Origin of the sequence: Hymenobacter bucti (assembly GCF_042681145.1) — a bacterium.
In the GTDB taxonomy this organism is placed as follows: domain Bacteria; phylum Bacteroidota; class Bacteroidia; order Cytophagales; family Hymenobacteraceae; genus Hymenobacter; species Hymenobacter bucti.
Genome location: NZ_JBHUFD010000003.1, coordinates 572483 through 595620 on the forward strand (window position 1 = coordinate 572483; position 23138 = coordinate 595620).

At 58.6% G+C, this 23138-nt stretch carries 19 protein-coding genes, 1 tRNA gene and 1 pseudogene; 20 read left to right on the top strand and 1 reads right to left on the bottom strand.

Going from position 1 to position 23138, the window contains the following annotated elements; genetic code table 11:
- The first annotated feature begins 8 nt into the window (after positions 1–8).
- From ACFSDX_RS10055 to rplT, 8 genes and pseudogenes are all read left to right on the top strand, one after another.
- Complete coding sequence (locus ACFSDX_RS10055) at positions 9–461, top strand: BLUF domain-containing protein (protein ID WP_382313234.1); 453 nt, start codon at positions 9–11, stop codon at positions 459–461.
- Between the two features lie 437 nt (positions 462–898).
- Positions 899–3664 (top strand): DNA gyrase/topoisomerase IV subunit A, encoded by a 2766-nt coding sequence (locus ACFSDX_RS10060; RefSeq protein WP_382313789.1) that lies wholly within the window; start codon positions 899–901, stop codon positions 3662–3664.
- A 28-nt stretch (positions 3665–3692) separates the two neighbouring features.
- Positions 3693–4664: a tetratricopeptide repeat protein gene (locus tag ACFSDX_RS10065; protein ID WP_382313235.1), complete on the top strand. Its 972-nt coding sequence runs from the start codon at positions 3693–3695 to the stop codon at positions 4662–4664.
- 208 nt (positions 4665–4872) lie between these two features.
- Positions 4873–5982: a tetratricopeptide repeat protein gene (locus tag ACFSDX_RS10070; RefSeq protein ID WP_382313236.1), complete on the top strand. Its 1110-nt coding sequence runs from the start codon at positions 4873–4875 to the stop codon at positions 5980–5982.
- Positions 5983–6074: 92 nt separating this feature from the next.
- Entirely contained in the window at positions 6075–8012 is a 1938-nt protein-coding gene (gene thrS / locus ACFSDX_RS10075; RefSeq protein WP_382313238.1) for a threonine--tRNA ligase, read from the top strand.
- A 198-nt stretch (positions 8013–8210) separates the two neighbouring features.
- Positions 8211–8768: pseudogene (infC, locus tag ACFSDX_RS10080) on the top strand (translation initiation factor IF-3); the annotation flags it as partial.
- 180 nt (positions 8769–8948) lie between these two features.
- Positions 8949–9143, top strand: coding sequence for a 50S ribosomal protein L35 (rpmI, locus tag ACFSDX_RS10085; protein WP_133656457.1), 195 nt, complete (start codon positions 8949–8951; stop codon positions 9141–9143).
- Positions 9144–9218: 75 nt separating this feature from the next.
- The gene (rplT, locus tag ACFSDX_RS10090; protein ID WP_382313240.1) at positions 9219–9563 is read left to right on the top strand and encodes a 50S ribosomal protein L20; all 345 of its coding nucleotides are present in this window, start codon (positions 9219–9221) and stop codon (positions 9561–9563) included.
- 272 nt (positions 9564–9835) lie between these two features.
- Here rplT and ACFSDX_RS10095 read toward each other — a convergent pair.
- Positions 9836–9909, bottom strand: a tRNA-Met gene (locus tag ACFSDX_RS10095).
- Between the two features lie 130 nt (positions 9910–10039).
- Between ACFSDX_RS10095 and ACFSDX_RS10100 the strand changes: the two genes are divergently transcribed.
- From ACFSDX_RS10100 to ACFSDX_RS10155, 12 genes are all read left to right on the top strand, one after another.
- Positions 10040–10453: an START-like domain-containing protein gene (locus tag ACFSDX_RS10100; RefSeq protein ID WP_382313242.1), complete on the top strand. Its 414-nt coding sequence runs from the start codon at positions 10040–10042 to the stop codon at positions 10451–10453.
- Between the two features lie 76 nt (positions 10454–10529).
- Positions 10530–11978, top strand: a complete 1449-nt coding sequence (locus ACFSDX_RS10105) for an LptF/LptG family permease (RefSeq protein WP_382313243.1) — start codon at positions 10530–10532, stop codon at positions 11976–11978.
- A gap of 108 nt (positions 11979–12086) precedes the next feature.
- A complete protein-coding gene (gene rpsO / locus ACFSDX_RS10110) occupies positions 12087–12362 on the top strand; it encodes a 30S ribosomal protein S15 (RefSeq protein ID WP_382313244.1) in 276 nt (91 codons plus the stop codon).
- A gap of 216 nt (positions 12363–12578) precedes the next feature.
- Positions 12579–14717 (top strand): polyribonucleotide nucleotidyltransferase, encoded by a 2139-nt coding sequence (gene pnp, locus ACFSDX_RS10115; protein ID WP_382313245.1) that lies wholly within the window; start codon positions 12579–12581, stop codon positions 14715–14717.
- Positions 14718–14950: 233 nt separating this feature from the next.
- On the top strand, positions 14951–15814 hold the full coding sequence (locus tag ACFSDX_RS10120; protein ID WP_382313246.1) for a sigma-70 family RNA polymerase sigma factor: 864 nt from the start codon (positions 14951–14953) through the stop codon (positions 15812–15814).
- A 152-nt stretch (positions 15815–15966) separates the two neighbouring features.
- Positions 15967–16896 (top strand): thioredoxin-disulfide reductase, encoded by a 930-nt coding sequence (gene trxB, locus ACFSDX_RS10125; RefSeq protein WP_382313247.1) that lies wholly within the window; start codon positions 15967–15969, stop codon positions 16894–16896.
- Positions 16897–16999: 103 nt separating this feature from the next.
- A complete protein-coding gene (locus tag ACFSDX_RS10130) occupies positions 17000–18130 on the top strand; it encodes a peptidoglycan DD-metalloendopeptidase family protein (protein ID WP_382313248.1) in 1131 nt (376 codons plus the stop codon).
- Positions 18131–18385: 255 nt separating this feature from the next.
- On the top strand, positions 18386–19111 hold the full coding sequence (gene bshB1 / locus ACFSDX_RS10135; protein ID WP_382313791.1) for a bacillithiol biosynthesis deacetylase BshB1: 726 nt from the start codon (positions 18386–18388) through the stop codon (positions 19109–19111).
- A gap of 240 nt (positions 19112–19351) precedes the next feature.
- Positions 19352–21103 (top strand): OstA-like protein, encoded by a 1752-nt coding sequence (locus tag ACFSDX_RS10140; RefSeq protein WP_382313249.1) that lies wholly within the window; start codon positions 19352–19354, stop codon positions 21101–21103.
- Positions 21104–21181: 78 nt separating this feature from the next.
- A complete protein-coding gene (locus tag ACFSDX_RS10145) occupies positions 21182–22015 on the top strand; it encodes an outer membrane protein assembly factor BamD (protein ID WP_382313250.1) in 834 nt (277 codons plus the stop codon).
- A gap of 100 nt (positions 22016–22115) precedes the next feature.
- Entirely contained in the window at positions 22116–22454 is a 339-nt protein-coding gene (locus tag ACFSDX_RS10150; protein WP_382313251.1) for a DNA-directed RNA polymerase subunit omega, read from the top strand.
- Positions 22455–22509: 55 nt separating this feature from the next.
- Entirely contained in the window at positions 22510–23094 is a 585-nt protein-coding gene (locus ACFSDX_RS10155) for a flavoprotein (protein WP_382313252.1), read from the top strand.
- The last annotated feature ends 44 nt before the right edge of the window (positions 23095–23138 follow it).

Consider the following 23138-nt stretch of genomic DNA (forward strand, 5'->3'; position numbering starts at 1 on the left):
ACTATCCTATGCTGCTACACCACCTCATCTACGAGAGCCAGGTTACCCACCCGTTCACCGAGGCTGAGCTAGCGGACTTACTCCGGAAAGCTCGGATAACTAACGAGGAAAAGGGCCTGACTGGGCTGCTGCTCTATGCGCAAGATGGGCGGTTTGTGCAGGTGCTCGAAGGCGATGTGAATGAGGTACACGAGCTATATTTTATGCGCATTTCGCGCGACCCGCGTCACCAGCACCTCACCCTGCTGGCCGATGGGCGCCTTGACCACCGCCGCTTTGCCCACTGGCGCATGGGCTACCGGCTAGCCACGCCCGAGGCGCTGACCGAGTTGACGGGCCACGTTAGCACGGCCGATGCTACGTTTTTGCTGCCTGTTTTGCCCAACCTGCCGAGCCCGCTCTTGGATAAGCTGCTCGACTACGTGCAGTACACCGCTAGCCACCCACTGCTGAAGAGGTAGGGCATTAATCACAGGCCCTATGTACGAAATCTGCTCCCGTTCGCCCCGCGAGCGGGGGCTTTCTTTGCGTCAGCGGTAGGCGTTTGCTAGTCAGGTTAGTGGATAATGCTCGTGCGACAACTAATATTTTTGGGAACTTTCCGCCGCCGCCTTACTTTTATAGATAGGCGTTGCGCCCAATTTTTACGGTACTTTTGCCGGTTGACTGCCGACTCTTTACGCTTCCCCACGTGGCCCTTTCTGATACTTCTACCCCCGATGCTTCCGACCCCGACTACCTGCAGCCCGGCGACTCCTTAAGTTTTGACCTAGGAGCCCCGGCCGGCCCGGAGCTGGAAGCGGAAACCGCCGAGCTAGCCGCCGATGCCACGCAGGCCGCCGCTGCGGCTTTGTTTGGCGAAGACGCGGAGGACGAAGCTGTGCTGGCTGACCTAGACGTGGAGGCCGAGCCCGACTCGCCGGCCGAAGCTGGCGCGGAGGCAGTAGAAGAAGCGGAGGAGGAAACCAAATTCGCACCCGGCGAGGTCATCCACGACGTGAACAACGTGCGGGGCATGTACCAGAACTGGTTTCTGGACTACGCCAGCTACGTGATTCTGGAGCGGGCCGTGCCGGCCGTGGAAGACGGCCTGAAGCCCGTGCAGCGCCGCATCCTGCACGCGATGAACGAGATGGACGATGGCCGCTTCAACAAAGTGGCCAACGTAATCGGCCAGACCATGCAGTACCACCCGCACGGCGATGCCAGCATTGGCGACGCAATGGTGAACCTGGGGCAGAAAGATTTGCTCATCGAAACCCAGGGCAACTGGGGCGACGTGCGCACCGGCGACTCGGCCGCCGCGCCGCGCTACATCGAGGCGCGGCTCTCCAAGTTTGCCCTTGAGGTCATCTTCAACCCCGACATTACGGAGTGGCAGTTGAGCTACGACGGCCGCAAGCGCGAGCCCATCACGCTGCCCGTCAAGTTCCCGCTGCTGCTGGCGCAGGGCGTGGAAGGTATCGCGGTGGGCCTGAGCACCAAGATTATGCCCCACAACTTCCGCGAGCTGTGCGAGGCCAGCATGGCGGTGCTACGGGGCAAAGAGTTTCAGCTCTACCCCGACTTCCCAACGGGCGGCCTAGCCGACGTCAGCAACTACCAGAGTGGGCAGCGGGGCGGCAAAATCCGGCTGCGCGCCACCATCGAGAAGTTCGACAAGACGCTGCTCATCATTCGCGATATTCCGTACGGCACCACCACCACGGCGCTCATGGAGAGCATCGTGAAGGCTTCGGAAGCGAATAAAATCAAGATTAAGAAGGTGGTGGACAACACCGCGGCCGACGTCGAAATTCAGGTGCAGCTGCCGCCCGGCATCAGCCCCGACCTCACCATCGACGCGCTATACGCCTTTACGGACTGCGAAATCTCGATTTCGCCCAACACCTGCGTCATCATCGACGACAAGCCGCGTTTCGTGGGCGTGGAGGATATGCTGCGCCTGAGCACCGGCAAAACCGTGCGCTTGCTGGAGCGCGAGCTCGAAATCAGGCAGCAGGAGCTACAAGAGAAGTGGCACTCGGCCTCGCTGGAAAAGATTTTTATCGAGAACCGCATCTACCGCAAAATCGAGGAGTGCGAGACCTGGGAGCAGATTCTAGAAACCATCGACCTAGGGCTCAAGAAGTTCGTGCGGGTAGAAGGGGAGAAACTCAAGAAGGACGACGTGCGCCTCGTCATTCGCCGCCCGGTGAATGAGGACGACCTCACGCGCCTGACCGAAATCCGCATCAAGCGCATCTCGAAGTTCGACGGCTTCAAGGCCGAGGAGTACATCCAGAAGCTCGACGCCGAGCTGGCCGAAGTAGCCGACCACCTGGCCAACCTCACGCGCTACGCTATCGCTTACTTCGACAACCTCTTGAAGAAGTACGGCGCCAAACGCGACCGCAAAACCCAGCTGCGCACCTTCGACGTGGTAACGGCTCAGAAAGTGGCCGTGGCCAACCAGAAGCTCTACGTCAACTATCAGGACGGTTTCGTGGGCTACGGCCTCAAAAAGGACGAAAAAGCGGTGGAAGTCGCCAGCTGCTCGGACCTCGACGACATCATCGCCATCCGGCGCGATGGTACCTTCACGGTAAACCGCATCGCGGAAAAGACCTTCGTGGGCAAGGATATTCTGCACGCGGGCGTCTACAACAAGAACGACGACCGGCTGGTGTATAATATGGTGTACGTGGACGGCGCCAGCGGCATCAGCTTCGCCAAGCGCTTCCTGGTTTCGGGTATCACCCGCGATAAGGTCTATGACCTCACCAAGGCCACCAAAGGCACCAAGGTGCTGTACCTCACCGCTAATCCGAACTCGGAGAGCGAGATTGTGAGCATCCAGCTTTCCGATAAGGCGCAGGCGCGGGTCAAGCAGTTCGACTTCGATTTTGCCGAGCTCGCTATCAAGGGCAAGGGCTCGATGGGCAACATCGTGACCAAGCAGCTTATCAAGAAGATAACCCAAAAGTCGGTGGGCGACAGTACCCTAGGGGGCCGCGAGGTGTTCTTCGACAGCGTAGTGGGCCGCCTCAACCACGCGGGCCACGGCCGCTACCTAGGCGCCTTCGACACCGAGCACGTGGTGTTGGTGGTGTACAAGGATGGCTCTTATGAGCTGAAGGCCCCGAGCCCGACGCTGCACTTCGACGTGCCTAACATTCTGGTTCTGCGCAAGCTGGAGCCCGATACCGTAATAAGCGCCGTGTATGTAGACGGCGAAACCAAGCTGCACTACGTCAAGCGCTTCCACATCGAAACGACGACGATGGACAAGCCGTTTAGCTTCATCTCTGAGAGCAAAGGCTCTAAGCTGCTGGCCGCCACCACCTTTGCCGAGCCGGAGGCCGAGCTGAAAGTGCAGCGCGACAAAAAGTCGGAAAAAGAGACTGAAACCCTGCGCCTCGACCAGTTTATCGAGGTAAAAGGTTGGAAGGCGATGGGCAACAAGCTGAACTACTACAAAGTCCACGCCCTAACCCTACTCACCGACGAAGGCCCCGAGCCCGCCCGCCGCGAGGCCAAGAAGCGCGGCGCGGCCCCCAAGGCCGAGGACGATGCCCCGATTGCCGAGCCTGACTCATCGCAGCCCGTTGATGTCACGGCTGAGGAGGTGGCGCAGTCGCAGGCGTTGCTGCGGCGGCCCAAGGCGCAGCTAGGGTTATTTTAGCGCTTATGGACGTCGTGTGCCCCCGTTTATGAGCCGCCTTTCCCTGCCCGCGAAGTCGGTGCTGCTGGCCGTGGGGTTGGCGGCCGGGCACCCTAGGGCGGGGTGGGCGCAGGGCACCACCACGTCGCCGCCCTCGCTGCCCGCCCTGCCGGAGGCTATTAGCCCGGCGCCGGGCGCCAAGGCCGGACCCAGGGCCGGCGCGTCGGCGGCGCCCGACTCGGTGGCCCTGCGCGAGTACCTGCGCCGGGCCGCCGCACTGCAAGCTAAGTTCAAGGATTCGGAAGCGCTGGCGGCCTACGAAGCGGCGCTCAGAGTTCAACCGCAGCACTATGGGAGCCTGTGGCGCGCCGCGGTGCTGAGCGTGAGCATCGGCAATCGCTACTCCGACGAAACCCGCAAGAGCGCCTACTTCGCCGCCGCCAATCAGTACGCCAGCCGGGCGCTGGAAGTGCAGCCCCAGGCCGGCGAAAGCAACTACGCCATGGCCCTGGCCCTGTTCAGCCAAGCGGGGCTGCTGAGTGCCCGCGACCGGCTGCGTATCTTCAAGCAGCTGCGGCCGCACGTGTTTCTGGCCGCCGAGCGCCGCCCCGACATGCCCGAAGCGTGGCAGTTGCTGGGCCGCTGGTACTACCGCGTGGCCCACTACAACGTACTCGAAAAATTCTTTTCGCGCGTCTTCCTAGGGGGCTACCCGCAGGGCGCGAGCTCCAAAAAGGCGATGGAAGCTATGGAGAAAGCGCACGAGCTCGACCCCACACGCATTCAGTACAGCTACGACCTGGCCCGGATGTACAAGTACCAGGGCTACCGCCGCCGGGCCATTGCGGTGCTCCAACAGGCCATTAAACTGCCTACCTATACCAGCGAAGACCTTACCATTAACCGCCTGTGTCAGCAGCTGCTGCCCCCGCTGGTGCGGGCCACCTCCCGGCGCGACCGCCTCCACGCCCGCTGGTACGAGCAGTTGCGCTCCCGGGAGAAACCTGCCGCCCGCGAGTAATGCTACCCGCGTGACCTTTGGCGCCCGGGTTTGGCCGAAAGCAGGCCAGCTGCATCAAGCAGCATCAGCTACTAAATTTGGTGTTTGCAGGCGAAGCCGTTCCTTAAACCTGGTATGTGTGATGCGTACCAAGGATTCGTACTGATTTAAAGCTGCGAAACACTACCTGGTAGCTTAGTGCCTAGCTGTCAAAAATATATACTTGCTGATGCGTCGCTGGCTTATTCTGTTTTTACCACTGCTCGCCGCCTGTCAGGCGGCCCCCGCCGAGCGGCCCGACACCCTGGTAAACCTGGCCACGGTGCAAAGCGGCCCTCGCGTGCAGGCCGATGAGCTAGACGGCGCCATCCGGCAGCAGCCCGACAATACGGGGCTGCTGGCCCGCCGCGCCAGCTTGCGCCTGGCCGCCGGCCAGCCCTCGGCCGCCCTGCGCGATATTGGGGCCGCCCTCGCCCTCGATGATGCCGACGGCGAGCTCTACTTTTTGCAGGCGCGCACGTTGCGGGCCCTGGGGCGCCTGCCCCAGGCGCTGGCCGCCGCCCGCCAGGCGGCGGCCAGCGGTTTCAACTCGCCTGAACTGCCGCTGCTGGAGGGCGAAACCCACCTGGCCGCCCGGCAGTACGAGGCTGCCCTCGAAAGCCTCGACCGCACCCTGCGCCTCGACCCTGACCAGCCTGCTGCGCTGTTTTACAAAGGCCTGGCCTACGCCGCCACCACCGATACAGCGCAGGCGCTCGACTACCTGCGCGCCGCCCTGGCCCGCGACCCGCGCCAACCCGAGATTATGCACCAGTTGGCCTTTCTGCTCAATGCCTACCGGCTGCCCGATGAGGCTGCTCGATACGCCGCCCAGGGCCTGCGGCTCGACTCCACCTCGGGCGCGCTGACCTACGACTACGGCCGCCAGCTAGAGCTGCTGGGGCGGCCCGATAGCGCGCTACATTATTACCGCCGGGCGCTGCGCCTCGATACCACCCAGTACCGGGCCGACTACCGCCTAGCCCTGGCGGCCGGGGCGCACGGCCAGCGGCCGGCCACCCTCATTCCGCACCTCAAGCGGGCGTTGCGCCGCAACCCGCGCCTGCCCCAAGCGCGCGCCATGTTGGCCGAGGCCCTCGAAGCCCAGCACCGCCTGCCCGAGGCCTTTGCGCAGTTTCGGCTGCTGGTAGTCGAAAACCCTGGCAATCAACACTGGACGTATAAGGTCTGGAAAACCGGCGAGCTGGTACGCGCCACCCTGCCCGACAGCCTGCGCCCGCCCACTACCTATTACCGCCGGGCCCCGGCGGCGGCGGTCGCCGCGCCCCCTAGGCAGTAGTAGCCCCTGAGCTACCTAGGGTACCAATTACCCATTTCCTGGTGCGCAGGCGTAACTTGCGCCTGCTTTGCGCTCACTTGCAAGCACTAGTTATGCTCCATATCACCCTCCCCGATGGCTCCGTCCGCCAGGTCGAGCCCGGCACCACTGGCTACGACCTAGCCGCCAGCATCAGCGAAGGCCTGGCTCGCAATGCCTTGGCCGTAAAAGTAAACGGCGAAATCCGTGACCTGCACCGCCCCTTCACCGAGGACGCGACCCTCGAAATCCTCACCTGGAACGATGCTGGCGGCAAACAAGCCTACTGGCACTCCTCGGCCCACCTCATGGCCGAAGCCCTCGAAGCGCTGTATCCCGGCGTGAAGCTGGCCATCGGCCCGGCCATCGAAAACGGCTTCTACTATGACGTGGACTTGGGCGAAGGCCGCACCATCAGCAGCGACGACTTCCCCGCCATCGAGAAGAAAATGCTCGAATTAGCCAAGAACAAGAGCAAGTTTGAGCGCCGCGAGGTGCCCAAGGCCGAAGCCGTAGCCTACTTCACCGAGAAGCAAGACCCCTACAAGCTGGAGCTGCTCGAAAACCTGGCCGATGGCCAGATTACGTTCTATACCCAGGGTAGCTTCACCGACCTCTGCCGCGGCCCGCATATCCCCGACACGGGCACGATTAAGGCGGCTAAAATCATGAACGTGGCCGGCGCCTACTGGCGCGGCGACGAGAAAAACAAGCAGCTCACGCGCCTCTACGGCATCACTTTCCCCAAGGCCAAGGACCTCACCGAGTACCTCGAAAAGCTGGAGGAAGCCAAGCGCCGCGACCATCGCAAGCTAGGCAAAGAGCTAGAGCTATTCGCCTTTTCGGAGCGGGTAGGCGCGGGCCTGCCGCTGTGGCTGCCTAAGGGCACCGTCCTGCGCGAACGCTTAGAGCAGTTTCTGCGCAAAGCTCAGGTAAAAGCTGGTTATCAGCCGGTTGTGACGCCGCACATTGGGGCCAAGGAACTGTACGTGACCAGCGGTCACTACGAGAAATACGGTGCCGATTCTTTCCAGCCCATCAAGACGCCTAACCCCGGCGAGGAGTTCTTCCTCAAGCCGATGAACTGCCCCCACCACTGCGAAATCTACCGCACTAAGCCCCGCTCGTACCGCGACCTGCCGGTGCGCCTGGCCGAGTTTGGCACCGTGTACCGCTACGAGCAGTCGGGCGAGCTGCACGGCCTCACCCGCGTGCGCGGCTTTACCCAGGACGATGCCCACATCTTCTGCCGCCCCGACCAGGTGAAGGAGGAGTTTCAGAAGGTAATCGACCTGGTGCTCTATGTGTTCAAGGCCCTGGGCTTTCAGGATTTCACCGCCCAGATTTCGCTGCGCGACCCCGAAAACAAGACCAAATACATCGGCACCGACGAAAACTGGGCGCTGGCCGAAGCCGCTATTCAGGAGGCCACCGCCGAGAAAGGTCTCACCACGGTAACCGAATTAGGCGAAGCGGCTTTCTACGGCCCCAAGCTCGACTTTATGGTGCGCGATGCCCTAGGTCGCCGCTGGCAGTTGGGCACCATTCAGGTCGACTACAACCTGCCCGAGCGCTTCGACTTGGAGTACGTGACGCCCGACAATACCCGCGCCCGCCCGGTGATGATTCACCGCGCGCCGTTTGGCTCGTTGGAGCGCTTCGTAGCCGTACTTATCGAGCACACGGCCGGTAATTTTCCGCTCTGGCTCTCGCCCGAGCAGTTCATCATATTGCCCATCTCGGACAAGTTTGCCGACTACGCTTACGAGGTGAAAGCCAAGTTGGAAGCTGCCGACTTGCGCGGCACCGTGGACGCCCGCGACGAGCGCATCGGCCGCAAAATCCGCGACGCCGAAATTGCCAAGACGCCTTACCTGCTGGTAGTGGGTGAGAAAGAAGCCCAGGACGGCCTGGTGAGCGTGCGTCGCCACGGCCAGGGCGACATCGGCTCGATGCCGCTCGATAGCTTCGTGCAGAGCGTACAGGCCCAGATTGCCGAGGCAATGGGGTAGGGGCACTGCTGCCACCCTAGGTCGTGTAAAACAATGTTAAAAAGGCGTGCTGAATAGTATTTCAGCACGCCTTTTTAAGTATTATCTTGCTTGGGCAGAATTAATTGCCGATATTTGCCCCCCGAACGCCATGGTCCGGCCAAGCCGTTCAGCATAACAATCTCATATCCGGCCACTTTTAGCAGGAGGACTTTCGCCATAGCTACCCCAAATCGTCGGTACGTGCCCCGCCAGCAGGTGGAGGAGCCGTTCAAAATCAATCAGAAAATTACCGCCCGCGAGGTTCGTCTCGTCGGCGATAACATCGAGCAAGGTATCTATCCAATAGACCAGGCTCGCAAATTTGCGCAGGACCAGAATCTGGACCTAGTGGAGATTTCTCCCACCGCTACGCCGCCCGTTTGCCGCGTCATCGACTACTCGAAATTTAAGTACGAGCAGAAGAAGAAAACCCGTGAGCTAAAGGCTAAGCAAACCAAAGTCGTTATCAAGGAAATTCGCTTCGGCCCCAACACCGACGACCACGACTTTGAGTTTAAGGTGAAGCATGCCAAGGAGTTCCTCAAAGAGGGCGCCAAGATTAAAAGCTACGTGCACTTCGTGGGTCGTAGCATCGTCTTTAAAGAGCGCGGTGAGATTTTGCTGCTCAAGTTTGCCCAGGCCCTCGAGGACCTCGCCAAAGTAGAGCAGTTGCCTAAGCTCGAAGGCAAGCGCATGTTCCTGTACCTCGCTCCTAAGGCTGCCGTGGTAGCTAAGCCCGCTCCTAAGCCGGCGGCCGCTACCGACAAGCCCAAGGAGCCCAAGGCACCTAAGGAAAAAGAAGAGGCCCCAGCGGCCGCTACCGAATAGCTTAACCCCGTTTGTTGATGGCTGCCGCCGACGCGCAAGTTGCCCGTTCGGCGTCAGTACCTAACAATCAATAATCAACCACAACCCATGCCCAAAGTAAAAACCAAGTCGGGTGCCAAGAAGCGTTTCAAGCTGACTGGTACCGGCAAAGTGAAGCGTAAGCACGCTTTCAAGTCGCACATTCTGACCAAGAAAAGCACTAAGCGTAAGCGTGCCCTTACTCGCAGCGGCCTCGTTAGCTCGGCTGACATGAACCGGGTGAGCCAAATGCTGAACATCTAAACTACCACCAGGCTTCCGGCCGCAATTCAAGCTTCAGCAGATGCTGAGCGCCGGCTGCCAAAAACAACTTAGGTTATGCCAAGGAGTGTAAACCACGTGGCCTCGCGCCACCGTCGCAAGAAAATAATGCGCCTCGCCAAAGGCTACTATGGCCGGCGCAAAAACGTATGGACCGTTGCGAAAAACGCCGTAGAAAAGGGCTTGCTCTATGCCTACCGCGACCGCAAGGTGAAGAAGCGCGAGTTCCGCGCGCTTTGGATTCAGCGTATCAACGCCGGTGCCCGTGAGCACGGCCTGTCGTATTCGCAACTGATGGGCGGCCTGAAAAAGGCTGGCATCGAGCTCAACCGTAAGGTGCTCGCCGACCTGGCGCTGAACCATCCCGCAGCTTTCGCGGGCATCGTTGAGAAAGCGAAGTAACATAGAGGTGCAGCCTACTAGGCCTCACCTCATCTACTGACTCTGAAAAGCGCTTGCCCCCATCTAGGAGGCAAGCGCTTTGTCTTTTTGTGAGCTTTATAGCGGAGCTTCTAGGTTGTCACTCAAAGCTCAATCGTAGCGGTCAGTCGGGTGACCTAGGCTGGTAATGAGCCGCTTAGTACTTCGCGCGCTAGTGGCTTTCTTAGCCTAAAAGCGAGCAAGCCCGAAATGCAAAAAACCGCCCTAGTAAAAACTAGAACGGTTTTTGAAAGTAGCGGGGACGAGAGTTGAACTCGTGACCTCAGGGTTATGAATCCTGTGCTCTAACCAACTGAGCTACCCCGCCGGGTCGGTTTGGGAGTGCAAAGGTAGCAAAAAAACGCGACTGAGCAACCCCATTTAGAAAAAAAGTTGTTTTCCTGCCCACAGAGCCACTTTTGCAAGGTGGCTGACTCGGGCGCTCTTCTAAAGTACCTATGGAAATGCCCGTTACCAGTAGTAAGCGTCGCTTCGAGATGGAGTATCCAATCAATGCTTCGCCTCGCCTCTTGTTTCCTTACTTGTCCTCGGCGTCGGGGCTCTCGCAGTGGTTTTGCGATGATGTGCGCCTCGACCCCGACCACCGCTTCAATATGGTGTGGGACAAGCAGAACCACTACGCCGAAATTGCGCTGCAGCGCCCCGGCCGCTCCATTCGCTACGTGTTTCTGGACGAGCGCAAGCAGCCGCTCAGCGACGCCAACTACCTGGATTTTAGCCTGGAGTATTCTAAAATAACGGACAGCGTGTTTCTGCGCGTCACCGATTACTCTGACCATGGCAATGCCCAGGAGCAGCAGGAACTATGGGATAGCCTCGTGGGCAGGCTGCGCGAGCAGGTAGGCGGCTAGCCTCCGGGCGAGCGCTACGTGCACTATTAGCTGCCCTAGGTCGTTGGAGCCAAGCGGCAGCCCTACTGACTAAGTCATGCTCAAAAAACTCGATAAACTAATACTCAAGGCATTTGCGGGGCCGTTTCTGCTCACCTTCGCGGTAGTAGAATTCATTTTCCTGACTCAGGTGCTGCTCAAGTATCTCGACGATATTGTGGGTAAAGACCTTGGCATCGCCGTTATTCTGAAGCTGCTCTTCTTTCTGAGCGTTACTATCGTGCCCATCTCGCTGCCCTTGGCGGTGCTGCTGTCCTCTTTGATGACGTATGGCAACCTAGGTGAACACCACGAACTAACCGCCATTAAGGCGTCGGGCATCGCGCTGACGCGCATTTTGCGCCCCGTGTGGCTAGCTAGCTTGGTGCTGGGGGGCATTGCGTTCTGGTTCAACAATAGCATAGTGCCCAAGGCAAACCTGAATGCCTATAGTCTGCTCTGGGACGTGCGCCAAAAAAAGCTGGCCCTGGATATCCGGGAGGGCGTGTTTTACAACGGAATTCCGGGTTATACCATTAAGGTAAATCGTAAAGAAGGGCCGAATAAAGATGCCCTGATGGGCATCATGATTTATGACCACACCCAGAAGTCGGGCAACGCCACGGTAATGCTGGCCGATTCCGGGCGCATGTTTACCCGTTTCGGCGGGCAGTACTTAGGGCTGGAGCTGTTTAGGGGGCACAGCTACATAGAGCAACCCGATGCGCGCGACCGCTCTGCATCATCTTTTGTGCGCCAGGGCTTTAAGCGAAACATGATAACGTTCTCGCTGTCGTCCTTCAACCTGAATAATACTAAGAAGGAGCTGTTTCAGCAAAATCGAATGATGCTGAATATTCCCCAGCTGTTTAAAGCCACTGATTCGACGCAGCGCGCCTTGCGGCAACAACGCAAGCAGGTACCCTTGCAGCTGAGCGGTTATTACACCTATCTGCGATTTGACACTATCAACCAAGCTGCCTACCGCCGGGTGGCGGCCTGGAAAGTGCCGCCCGGCAAGCTAGCGCCGCTTACGGGTGCTCAGGCCGAGCAGGCTGCCAACCGCGCCCGCAACATTGCTTCTTTTATGGGTACCAGCTCGCAGCGTTTGTTTGAAACGGCCCGCGACTCGGCGCAGTTTCGCATTGAAATCTACCGCAAGTACACGCAGTCAGTGGCTGTTATCCTGATGTTCCTGATTGGGGCTCCCCTAGGGGCCATTATCAAGAAAGGTGGCATAGGTGTACCCATTCTCATTTCCATCCTGTTTTTCATTGTCTACTACGTGCTCAGCATCTTGGGCGAGAAAGGAGGACGGGAGTTTGAAATGCCGGTGGCGCTGGGGATGTGGCTGTCGAACGCATTACTACTGCCCGCCGGCTTGTTTTTCCTTTACCAAGCTTACAATGACTCAGGCCTGCTCGAAACCGATTTTTGGCGGCGGCTGGCGCAACGGTTGCCCAGTTTCCCGCGTTTGCGACGGCTTGCCCTGCCAACTGCTGAGTAAATAGTTGGATTTCGGAAAGAAATTCCGTATCTTTGCATCCGCCCTGCGGTGTGGGGTAACGACAATTTTCTTATTTTTTAATCTAAGACGGGTCATTCCTATCTGCCGATGATACTCTCGACCGAGGCCAAGCAGGCCATCTTCGAAAAAAACAGCCTTCAGAAAGTAAATACCGACACCGGTTCGGCCGAGTCGCAAATTGCGCTGTTCACGCACCGCATTCAGCACCTCACGGAGCACCTGAAAGCCAACAAAAAAGACCACAGCACGCGCCTAGGTCTGCTCAAACTGGTAGGTAAGCGCCGCCGCATGCTGGATTACCTCCAGCACCGCGAGATTAACCGCTACCGTGCCATCATCAAAGAGCTGGGCATCCGCAAGTAAGCCCAACTACCGGGAGTAGGGAGCCTTCTAAAGAGGGTTCCCTACTCTTTTTTTTGCCGGTGCCCAAGCCGCGTCGGTATGCGCAGTAGCCGAAGCTAGGAGCGAGTCTGCGGCCCCCTCCACTGCTGCGTTTACCCGAACTGTTTGCCGGCAAGCAGTTGTTTAGTTCGAATAATCTTTAGCTCCTAGCTTCCAGCTACTTACTCTCTCCAACGAATGCCCGCTCCCCACGCGATTACCAAAACCCTGGCGCTGCCCGACGGCCGTCAGATTTCCATTGAAACCGGCAAGCTGGCTAAGTTTGCCGACGGCGCGGTAGTTGTGCGCCTCGGCGACACGATGCTGCTCGCTACGGTTGTATCGGCCCCCAGCCAGCGCGATGGCGTTGACTTCCTGCCGCTGTCGGTTGACTATCAGGAAAAATTCGGCTCGGCCGGCAAGATTCCGGGTTCGTTCCAGCGCCGTGAAGGCCGCCTGAGCGACTACGAAATCCTCATTTGCCGCCTCGTTGACCGCATCCTGCGGCCAATGTTCCCCAAGGATTACCACTACGAGGTGCAGGTGATGATTACCCTCATCTCGGCCGATAAAGAAGTGCAGCCCGACGCGCTAGCCGCCCTAGCTGCCTCGGCTGCCCTGTCGATTTCGGATATTCCGTTTGCCGGCCCGATTTCGGAAGTGCGGGTAGCCCGCATCGACGGTCAGTTCCAGATTAACCCCAAAACCAGCGACCTAGCGCGCGCCGATATGGACCTCATCGTGGGGGCTACGGCCGACTCGGTAGCCATGGTAGAGGGCGAGATGAACGAAGTGAGCGAGGAAGAAATGGTGGCGGCCATTGCCTTCGGTCACGAAGCCATCAAAGCGCAGGTGCAGCTGCAAAAGGACCTAGCCGAGGCCGTGGGCCGTACGCCCGAGTCGCAGCCCCGCGAGTACCCAAAATATGAGGAAAACGAGACGTTGAAAGCGCTCGTGCACGAAGGCATTTACCAAGGTGCTTACGACGTGGCTCGCACAGGTAACGCAAGCAAGGCCGGCCGCAAGGAAGGCTTCTCGAGCGTGAAAAAGGCGTTCCTAGACAAGCTCATTGCCGAGCAGCCCGAGTTGGACGCCAAGCAATTCAGCCGCTACTACTCGTCGTCGGAGAAGAAGGCCATCCGCGACATGATGGTGAAGGAGCGCGTGCGCCTCGACGGCCGCCAGCTCACCGAAATCCGGCCTATCTGGTCGGAAATCAACTACTTGCCCGGTGCCCACGGCTCGGCCATCTTCACCCGCGGCGAAACCCAAAGCCTGACCACGGCCACGCTTGGTACCAAGCTCGACGAGCAGATTGTGGACCAGCCCCTGACCAAAGGCTACTCGAAGTTCATGCTGCACTACAACTTCCCCGGTTTCTCGACCGGCGAAGTGAAGCCTAACCGCGGTGCTGGCCGCCGCGAAATTGGCCACGGTAACCTAGCCGCCCGCTCGCTGAAGCGCGTGCTGCCCCCCGACGACGAAAACCCCTACACCATCCGCATCGTGTCGGACATTCTGGAGTCGAACGGCTCTAGCTCGATGGCCACTGTGTGCGCTGGTTCGCTGGCGCTGATGGATGCTGGCGTGAAAATCCGCGCCGCTGTTGCTGGCATCGCTATGGGTCTCGTGCAGGACAAGGAAACCGGCGAGTACGCCGTGCTTTCCGACATCCTAGGCGATGAGGACCACCTAGGTGACATGGACTTTAAGGTAACCGGTACGGAGAAAGGTATTTGCGCCTGCCAGATGGACATCAAAATCCAGGGCCTGAGCAATGAGATTCTGACCGCCGCGCTGCACCAAGCCCGCGAAGGCCGCCTGCACATCCTACGCGAGATGGCCAAAACCATCTCGGCCCCCGCTGCCGAGCTGAAGGCCCACACGCCGCGCTCGCACAAGATGCTGATTGACAAAGAATTTATCGGTGCCATCATCGGGCCGGGCGGCAAGGTTATCCAGCAGATTCAGAAGGATACCAACGCCACGGTTATCATCGAGGAGAAGGACGAGAAGGGCCACGTGAGCATCTACGCCTCTAACCAGACGGATATGCAGGGCGCTATCGACCGCATCCGGGCCATCGCGGCGCAGCCCGAAGTGGGCGAGACCTACAAAGGCAAGGTACGCTCGATTCAACCCTACGGCGCGTTCGTGGAGATTATGCCGGGTAAGGACGGTTTGCTGCACATTTCGGAGGTAACGCACGACCGGATTGCGTCGCTCGAAGGCGTGCTGGAAGTAGGGCAGGAGATAGATGTGAAGCTGGTTGACATCGACAAGAAAACGGGCAAGTATCGCCTCTCGCGCAAGGTGTTGCTGGACAAGCCAGCCTAGGTAGGAAAAGCGACGCTGGAAAATAAGGAAATTGAAAGTTTGGACCGTTAATTGTGGCTGCTGGCCAACACTTGGAACAAAATCTTCCTATTTCTTCATTTTCCAGCGCCGCCGTATCCCGCCGAACTTTTGCCCGTATGGTCCTGTTGTTTTACCCTGAATTGGCCGGGAGCCGGCTGGGTATTATGCTTCCTACTAACTCCTTTAAAACTATTTAATTAGCACCGTTACCGATGAGACAGCTAAAAATCAGCAAACAGATTACCAACCGCGAAAGTCAGTCGCTGGATAAATATCTCCAGGAGATTGGCAAAGTGGACCTGCTGACGCCCGACGAGGAGGTAACACTGGCGCAGCGCATCCGCGATGGCGACCAGAAGGCGCTGGAAAAATTGACTAAAGCCAACCTGCGCTTCGTGGTGTCGGTTGCTAAACAATATCAGAACCAGGGCCTTAGCCTTGGTGACCTCATCAATGAGGGTAACCTGGGCCTCATCAAAGCCGCTAAGCGCTTTGACGAAACTCGGGGTTTTAAATTCATCTCCTACGCCGTTTGGTGGATTCGCCAGAGCATTCTGCAGGCTTTGGCCGAGCAGAGCCGTATCGTGCGTTTGCCCCTGAATCGGGTAGGCTCGCTGAACAAAATCAGCAAGTCGTTCTCGGAGCTGGAGCAGAAGTTTGAACGCGAACCTTCGCCCGAAGAAATTGCTGAGGTGCTCGAACTGACGACTTCGGAGGTGGTGGATACGCTGAAAATCTCGGGTCGCCACGTATCGGTAGATGCGCCGTTTGTGCAAGGTGAAGAAAACCGTCTGCTCGACGTACTTGAGAACGAGGACGAGGAGAAGCCGGATTCGGGCCTGATGAACGACTCGCTACGTAAGGAAGTGCAGCGCGCTCTCTCGACCCTGACCAAGCGCGAAGCGGATGTAATTACGCTCTATTTTGGGCTGAACGGCGAAGCTTCACTAACATTGGAAGAGATTGGCGAAAAATTCAATCTGACCCGCGAGCGCGTGCGTCAGATTAAGGAAAAAGCTATTCGCCGCCTGCGTCATACTTCGCGCTCGAAGGCGCTGAAGCCATACCTAGGCTAGTTTTTGCCTAACTTTGCTGGACCTGAAAACCCCGACCGTGAGGTTGGGGTTTTTTGTAGGTAAAACGTGCGAATCTTTAGACTAGCAGCGTTGTTTTTTAGTACTACGCTTAACTGCTTGTAAGCGCGAAGCAGCACCCTCGCGTTACTTATATGGAACACATTCATTGCCTGATAATTGGTTCGGGACCGGCTGGCTACACGGCTGCTATTTACGCGGCCCGCGCCGGGCTACAACCAGTGATGTACCAGGGCTTGCAGCCCGGAGGGCAGCTGACCATCACCAACGACGTGGAGAATTTCCCGGGTTACCCCGATGGGGTGATGGGCCCGGAGATGATGGAAGATTTGAAGAAGCAGGCTCTGCGCTTCGGTACGGACATTCGCTATGGTATTGCTACCAAGGTGGATTTTTCGGGTAGTCCGCACAAAATCACCATCGACGAAACGATTGAACTAACAGCCGACGCGGTCATTATCGCTACGGGCGCCTCGGCCAAGTGGCTGGGTTTGCCATCGGAAGCCCGCTTGAACGGCTCTGGCGTGTCGGCCTGCGCCGTGTGCGACGGCTTCTTTTACCGCGGTAAGGAAGTCGCTATCGTGGGGGCGGGCGATACGGCTGCCGAGGAAGCCAGCTACCTCGCTAACCTGTGCTCGAAGGTGTACATGCTGGTGCGTAAGGATGCCATGCGCGCCTCGAAAATCATGCAGAAGCGCGTGCTTGAAAACCCCAAAATTGAGGTGCTGTTTGACACGGCCACCGATGAAATTCTGGGTGAGCATGGGGTAGAAGCCGTGCGGGTAAAAAACCTGATAACTCACGAAACGCGCGAAATCGCTATTGATGGCTTCTTCGTGGCTATCGGGCACGAGCCAAATTCCAAGATTTTCCAAGACTACCTGCATCACGACGACCAGGGATACCTGAAAACCTTGCCCGGCACTTCCAAGACTAACGTTGATGGTGTATTTGCCTGCGGCGACGTGCAGGACTTCACTTATCGCCAGGCCGTGACGGCGGCGGGCACCGGCTGCATGGCCGCCCTCGACGCCGAGCGTTATCTGGCCGGGATACACGCGTAGTTTGTTGGGCGCTGCCAGCCAAGCGGGCGGCATCAATTTTGTTTTTGCCAACATTCAGCAGTGGCTCGTGTACCGAGCCACTGCTGTCATTTTTGGGCTTCTTTTGACTTTTCCTAAGATTCTTTTTCGCCTGCCCGTGCTACTAGTGCTGCTGGCCTGCTGGCTAGGCGCGGGTACATCCGCGCAGGCCCAGCGCCGTCGGTCCTCAAAAGCCAAACCTAGCAGGGCGCGCAGTAAGGATTTTTTTAAGGCGCGCACGCCTACGCTGCGCTACGTGCGGCCCGACACAACCACTATTGTTGAAACGGAAGAGCTGCCCGACGAAAAGTCGGACGCGGCCAAGTCCATCTTCAACCCGGCCCGCAAGCTGAGCATCGTGAGCGAGGATACTACCACGCTCAATGAGGGCGGGCAGGAAATAGTGGAGATGTCGGAGGAAGTGTTGATTGACTCTTCCTATATCCGCGTGGCGGGCTACTATTCCATCTGGGATACGCACAACATTAATCCGTATCGGGTAGATGGCCGCCGCATCCGCGATACTATCAGTCTGAAGCTGGTAGACCCGGTGCGTCAGCATTATGCCAAGATGCCGCTGGAGAAGACGCCCGTCACGTCGGGCTTCGTATTCCGCTGGGGGCGCTGGCACTTTGGGGTAGACCTCGACCTGGAAACCGGCGACTCGGTGCGGGCGGCGTTTGATGGCGTGGTTCGCATTAGTAAGTGGGATGGGGGCGGCTACGGCAATTACTTGCTAGTGCGCCACTACAACGGCCTCGAAACGTTGTATGGCCACCTGAGCAAGGCCCTGGTGCCGGTGGGCACTTTTGTGAAAGCTGGGCAAGTAATCGGCCTAGGGGGTAGTACGGGGCGTAGCACGGGCTCGCACCTGCACTTTGAGGTGCGCTACGAGGGCAATCCTATCAACCCCACGCTGGTTTATAATTTTCCGGGCTATGAGTTGCGCAGCGATAATTTCACCATCACATCGGCCCTATTTAACTATTATAGCCGGGCCTTGCGGCGGCCCCGAGGCAGTAATAGCAGCAGCGGCAGTAGTAGCCGGGCGCCTGAGCCCACGGCCGCTCGCCGCGTAGTGCAGCACCAGATACGCTCAGGCGATACGCTTTCCGAAATTGCTGACCGCTATGGGGTGCGTGTCAGCACCCTCAAAAAACTCAATCCAGGCCTAGGCAGCAACCTGCGGCCCGGCAAAAAACTGCGCATCAAATAAATCGCAGATTTAACGGATTTAACGGATTGCACAGATACGCCCGCCTGCGGCGGGCTGACTAGGCTGGCGCAGGAGTGGCTTCGCCTACTCGGTCACCTTGCGTTTTTGCTCTTTCTTCTCTTCGCTTTTCTTGCTTTCTCTTCCCTCTCGTTTACGCTGCCAATATCATAGGCTAAGCCAGCCGCAGGCAGCTCTGCGCCAGCCTAGTCAGCCCGCCGCAGGCGGGCGTATCTTAAATCCGTTAAATCTGCGATGATGAAGGTAGATATTTTAGCCCTAGGTGCCCATCCTGATGATGTGGAGATGTCGTGCTCGGGTACGCTGCTGGCCGCCGTGGCGGCGGGCAAAAAAGTGGCCATTGTGGACTTCACGCGGGGCGAGCTAGGTACCCGTGGCACGCCCGAAACCCGGGCGGCCGAGTCGGCGGCAGCAAGCAAAATTCTGCACCTCAGCGCCCGCGAAAACCTAGGGTTACCCGATGGTTTCTTCCAAAACGACCGGGAGCACCAGTTGCCGCTCATCGCGGCCATTCGGCGCTACCAGCCCGAAGTGGTGCTCTGCAACGCTATCAGCGACCGGCACCCCGACCACGGGCGCGCCGCCCAGCTAGCCATCGATGCCAGCTTTCTGAGCGGGCTGCGCATGATAGAAACCCTGGGCGAGGACGGCCAGCCGCAGCAGCCCTGGCGGCCCAAAAACGTGTACCACTACATTCAGGACCGGCAGATTGCGGCCGATTTTGTAGTAGATATTACGCCGTATTGGGCCGGTAAGTGGGCTTCTATCAATGCCTACGGCACGCAGTTTTTCAACGCGAGCGCTGACCCCACGGCCCCGCAAACCTATCTATCGGGGCAAACCTTCTCCCATTTCATGGAAGCCCGCGCCCGCGAGTTTGGGCATTTGATAGGGGTGGAGTTTGGCGAAGGTTTTACGGTGCAGCGGCCCGTGGGCGTGCGGGAGCTGGGCGACCTGATATAGACGCTAAGCAGGAATATAAAGCGACGTAGCAACCGCGGTGAAGCTACTGTGGCCTAGGTCCTCCGTGCTCGGTGCGCATGCTCGATTGCAGGACCAGCCCCAGCGCAGGCCTGAGGAAGCGCCCGACGCGCCAAAAACACTGATTTCATACCCTAGATAGCTTGGGCCGACTCGCCGCCGGGCACTACGGCGCGGAGATGCGCGTTAGGCCCCGCCACCCGCTGTACCTTTGGCCGCTGAATGCCGCTCCTTCGTTTTTTAAGTTTCTGGTTGTTGCTGGCGCTGCCAGTGTCGCTACGTGCCCAGGCACCGCGCCGCCCGGCGGCGGCCCCACAGGCCGCCACCGCCGCCACTCCCGTGAAGGGTGCGCCCGTGCAGTTGCTGCCCGGTACTCGCGAGCTGCAAGGTGGTGTCTTCAATGGCGTGAAAATTCGCAAGCTGCTGGGCAACGTGGGCTTTAAGCAGGAAGACACCTTCTTGTATTGCGACTCGGCGTATCAGTACCTGGAGCGCAATGAGATTGAGGCGTTTAGCAACGTGCGTATCATTCAGAATGATACCGTGACCATCAACGGCGACCGGGGTTTCTACGACGGTGATAAACGCAAGGCCCGCATGACCGGCAACGTAGTGATGCACGACCCGCGCATGACGCTCACCACTACCGTGCTTGACTACGACCTGACGCGCAAAACGGCTTACTACACCACCGGCGGCCACCTCACCGACCCGCAAAACACGCTCGACAGCCAGCAGGGCTACTACGACACTACTAGCAAAGTTTTTGTCTTCAAGCGCGATGTGCACCTGATTTCAACCGATGTGAAGGGTGGCCAAACCGACCTGCGCAACGATACGCTGACGTTCAACACCATCTCCAAAATTGCTTATTTCGACGGGCCTACCCGCATCAAGGGCCCGCAGGGTAATCTGTACGCCGAAAAGGGCGTGTACAATACCATCACCCGGGTGTCCAACTTTCAGCGCAATGCCAAGATTGAGACGCCGGGCTACCTGCTCGGCGGCGACCAGTTGGTGTACGACGAGGGTAAAGCCTACGGCGTAGCCACGGGGCGCGTATCGCTTATCTCTAAGAAAGACAACCTGTTGCTGCGTGGCGACATGGGCCGCTACTGGCGCAACCTAGGGCGCACCAAGCTCTACGGCAGCCGGCCGGTGGTGCGCAATATCTCGGGCCGCGACACGCTGTACCTGGCCGCCGATACGCTGCTCAGCATCGAATCGCGCCCTACTAAGGTTAATCAACGGCCAATTCTTTACGCTTGGCCCAAGGTGCAGATTTTTCGGGGCAGCCTGCAAGGCCGCTGCGATTCGCTGACATACGACCGCCAGGACAGTATTATCTACCTCAACCGCGACCCCATTCTGTGGCAGGCTCACAACCAGATGACGTCTGACTCGATGGAAATCCGGCAGAAGCGCGGCCAGATTGACCAAGTGCGAATGTTTGCCAAGGCTTTTGTGGTCGGGGAGGACACGCTCCACGATTTCAACCAGGTGAAGGGCCGCAACATTCTGGCGTACTTCAAGCAGAACCGCATCAGCCGCATCGACGTGCTGGGCAATGCCGAGAGCCTGTACTATGCCCTGGACGGCGACACGGCGGTTTCGGGCGTGAACAAGACCCTCTCGGCCACTATGCGGCTGAGCTTTGCGCAAAACCAAATCCAGAAAATTAGTTTTCTGACTAACCCAGACGCCACGTTCATTCCGCCGCACGAGCTGAAGGAGGACGACACGCGCCTGAAAGGCTACCGCTGGCGCCCCACCGAGCGGCCCACTAGGCGCACCGTGTTTGGTAAGCACTTTGCCAGCGACATCAAGGCCAAACCCAAGGCTAAAAGTAAACCTAGGACCAAGCCCAAAGCCAAGCAACCCCGGGCCAAACCCACCCCTGGCAAGCGCCCCACCACGCTGCCCAAGAAGCCGGCTGCCCCGGCCAAAACCCCGGTGGCTGCAACCAAACGCTAGCCGATTTAGCTCCTAGGGGCGATGCCCCGGAACGCAACGATGCGCGCCCATCGTTTTCCTCGTACCTTTGTCTTTCGTATGCGATTTACCCGTCTTATTTCCGCCACGCTGCTAGCCAGCACCCTCTCGCTGGGGGCTTGCACCGGCTACCAGAAGCTGCTCAAGAGTACCAACGTCAACGAGAAGTATGAGGCGGCCATCAAGTACTACGACAAGGGCGACTTCTTCCGGGCGGGCACGCTGCTGGAGGAGATGATTCCCCTGCTCAAAGGCCGGCCCGAAGCCGAGAAGGCGCAGTTTTACTTCGCCAACACCAACTTCATGCAGCGCAACTACGTGCTGAGCGCCTACTACTTCAAGCAGTTCACGGACACGTACCCCAACTCGTCGTACACTGAGCAGGCCAACTTTCTGCGGGCCAAGTCGCTGTTCCGCGACTCGCCCGGCTATCAACTCGACCAAACCAACACGGTATCGGCGCTGGAAGTAATTCAGGACTACCTGAATACCTACCCGACCAGCGAGTTCCGCACTGAGGCGGAGAGCATGTCGCAGGAGTTGCAGAAGAAGTTGGAAAACAAGGCTTTCCAAAGCGCCAAGCTCTACTACTCGCTGCGCTACAACCAGGCGGCCGTCACGGCCCTAGGTAACTTCAACCAGCAATACCCCGCCTCGGTGTTCTCCGAGCAGGCCGATTTTCTGCGGCTCGCGGCTCAGTACGCCTGGGCTAAGGAAAGCATCGAGAGCAAGCAGCGCGAGCGCTTTGTGGATGCTGTGGCCATCTACCAGCACTTCATCGATACCTACCCGCAGAGCAAAAGCCTGCGCGCAGCCCAAACGATGTTCGACGACAGCCGCGCCGAAATCGAACGCCTCAAAAGCCTCCCGGCTGACCCCACCGCCGCAAACTAATTTTCTGGTGGCCAGTTTTCCCTTGTCGGTCGTCGGTTTTTAGCTGACTGACCTACTACCGAACTACTGGCCCCGAACAACCGATAACTAAGTATTTCCCATGAAGACCCCCGCTTCCGCCTCCATCATCACCCGCAACCTGGCCGATATCACCACCGATAAAGGCAATGTGTACGAAGCCATCTCCATCATTTCGAAGCGCGCCAACCAGTTGTCGATAAAGCTGAAAGAAGAGCTGACCGAGAAGCTGGCCGAGTTTGCGACCACCGTCGATAACCTCGAAGAGGTGTTCGAAAACCGCGAGCAAATTGAAGTGAGCAAGCAGTACGAGCGCCAGCCCAAGCCCACCAGCCACGCCATTGAGGAGTTTATTGCTGGCGAGCTGCACTACGAAACCCCCGAGGTAGCGCCCATCGTTATCCCCCGCGAGCTGTTCTAGGTTCTGCAAATGCTTCGGGTAGTGTGTGCCTAGGTTTGCGTTCTTTTGTGAGCCCATGACAACTCCCACACCCCTCACCGCGCCCCAGGCCCCGTTGCAGCACCGTCGCATTTTGTTAGGTGTCAGCGGTAGCATCGCTGCTTATAAAGCCGCTCCGCTCACGCGCCTGCTGGTGAAAGCCGGTGCCGAAGTACAAGTAATCCTGACCGAAGCGGCGGCCGCCTTTGTGACGCCGCTCACCCTCGGTACCCTCTCCAAAAAGCCCGTCTTGACGGGCTTTTTGCGTGATGCGGCCAGCGGGCAGTGGCACAATCACGTGGAGCTAGGGCTGTGGGCCGATGCTTTCGTGGTTGCACCCGCCAGCGCTAACACCATCGGCCAGCTAGCCAATGGTCTGTGTCCCAATTTACTGAGCGCCGTGTACCTGTCGGCGCGCTGCCCGGTATTTCTGGCCCCGGCCATGGACCTGGACATGTACGCTCACCCGGCCGTGACGCAGAATTTGCAGCGGCTGCGCTCGTATGGCAACCACGTGTTCGACTCGCCCAGTGGCGAGCTAGCCAGTGGCCTGGCCGGGCCGGGCCGCATGCTGGAGCCCGAAGAGATTGTGGCCGAGCTAACGCAGTTCTTTGCGCAATAGTGGCGGGTAGGAGCGGGGAAGCAATTGATAATTGCTCATTGTTA

Coding starts and splice junctions, on each gene's coding strand:
- ACFSDX_RS10055 (WP_382313234.1), top strand. CDS start 9: ATGCTGCTACACCACCTCATCTACGAGAGCCAGGTTACCCACCCGTTC.
- ACFSDX_RS10065 (WP_382313235.1), top strand. CDS start 3,693: ATGAGCCGCCTTTCCCTGCCCGCGAAGTCGGTGCTGCTGGCCGTGGGG.
- ACFSDX_RS10070 (WP_382313236.1), top strand. CDS start 4,873: ATGCGTCGCTGGCTTATTCTGTTTTTACCACTGCTCGCCGCCTGTCAG.
- thrS (WP_382313238.1), top strand. CDS start 6,075: ATGCTCCATATCACCCTCCCCGATGGCTCCGTCCGCCAGGTCGAGCCC.
- rpmI (WP_133656457.1), top strand. CDS start 8,949: ATGCCCAAAGTAAAAACCAAGTCGGGTGCCAAGAAGCGTTTCAAGCTG.
- rplT (WP_382313240.1), top strand. CDS start 9,219: ATGCCAAGGAGTGTAAACCACGTGGCCTCGCGCCACCGTCGCAAGAAA.
- ACFSDX_RS10100 (WP_382313242.1), top strand. CDS start 10,040: ATGGAAATGCCCGTTACCAGTAGTAAGCGTCGCTTCGAGATGGAGTAT.
- ACFSDX_RS10105 (WP_382313243.1), top strand. CDS start 10,530: ATGCTCAAAAAACTCGATAAACTAATACTCAAGGCATTTGCGGGGCCG.
- rpsO (WP_382313244.1), top strand. CDS start 12,087: ATGATACTCTCGACCGAGGCCAAGCAGGCCATCTTCGAAAAAAACAGC.
- pnp (WP_382313245.1), top strand. CDS start 12,579: ATGCCCGCTCCCCACGCGATTACCAAAACCCTGGCGCTGCCCGACGGC.
- ACFSDX_RS10120 (WP_382313246.1), top strand. CDS start 14,951: ATGAGACAGCTAAAAATCAGCAAACAGATTACCAACCGCGAAAGTCAG.
- trxB (WP_382313247.1), top strand. CDS start 15,967: ATGGAACACATTCATTGCCTGATAATTGGTTCGGGACCGGCTGGCTAC.
- bshB1 (WP_382313791.1), top strand. CDS start 18,386: ATGAAGGTAGATATTTTAGCCCTAGGTGCCCATCCTGATGATGTGGAG.
- ACFSDX_RS10140 (WP_382313249.1), top strand. CDS start 19,352: ATGCCGCTCCTTCGTTTTTTAAGTTTCTGGTTGTTGCTGGCGCTGCCA.
- ACFSDX_RS10145 (WP_382313250.1), top strand. CDS start 21,182: ATGCGATTTACCCGTCTTATTTCCGCCACGCTGCTAGCCAGCACCCTC.
- ACFSDX_RS10150 (WP_382313251.1), top strand. CDS start 22,116: ATGAAGACCCCCGCTTCCGCCTCCATCATCACCCGCAACCTGGCCGAT.
- ACFSDX_RS10155 (WP_382313252.1), top strand. CDS start 22,510: ATGACAACTCCCACACCCCTCACCGCGCCCCAGGCCCCGTTGCAGCAC.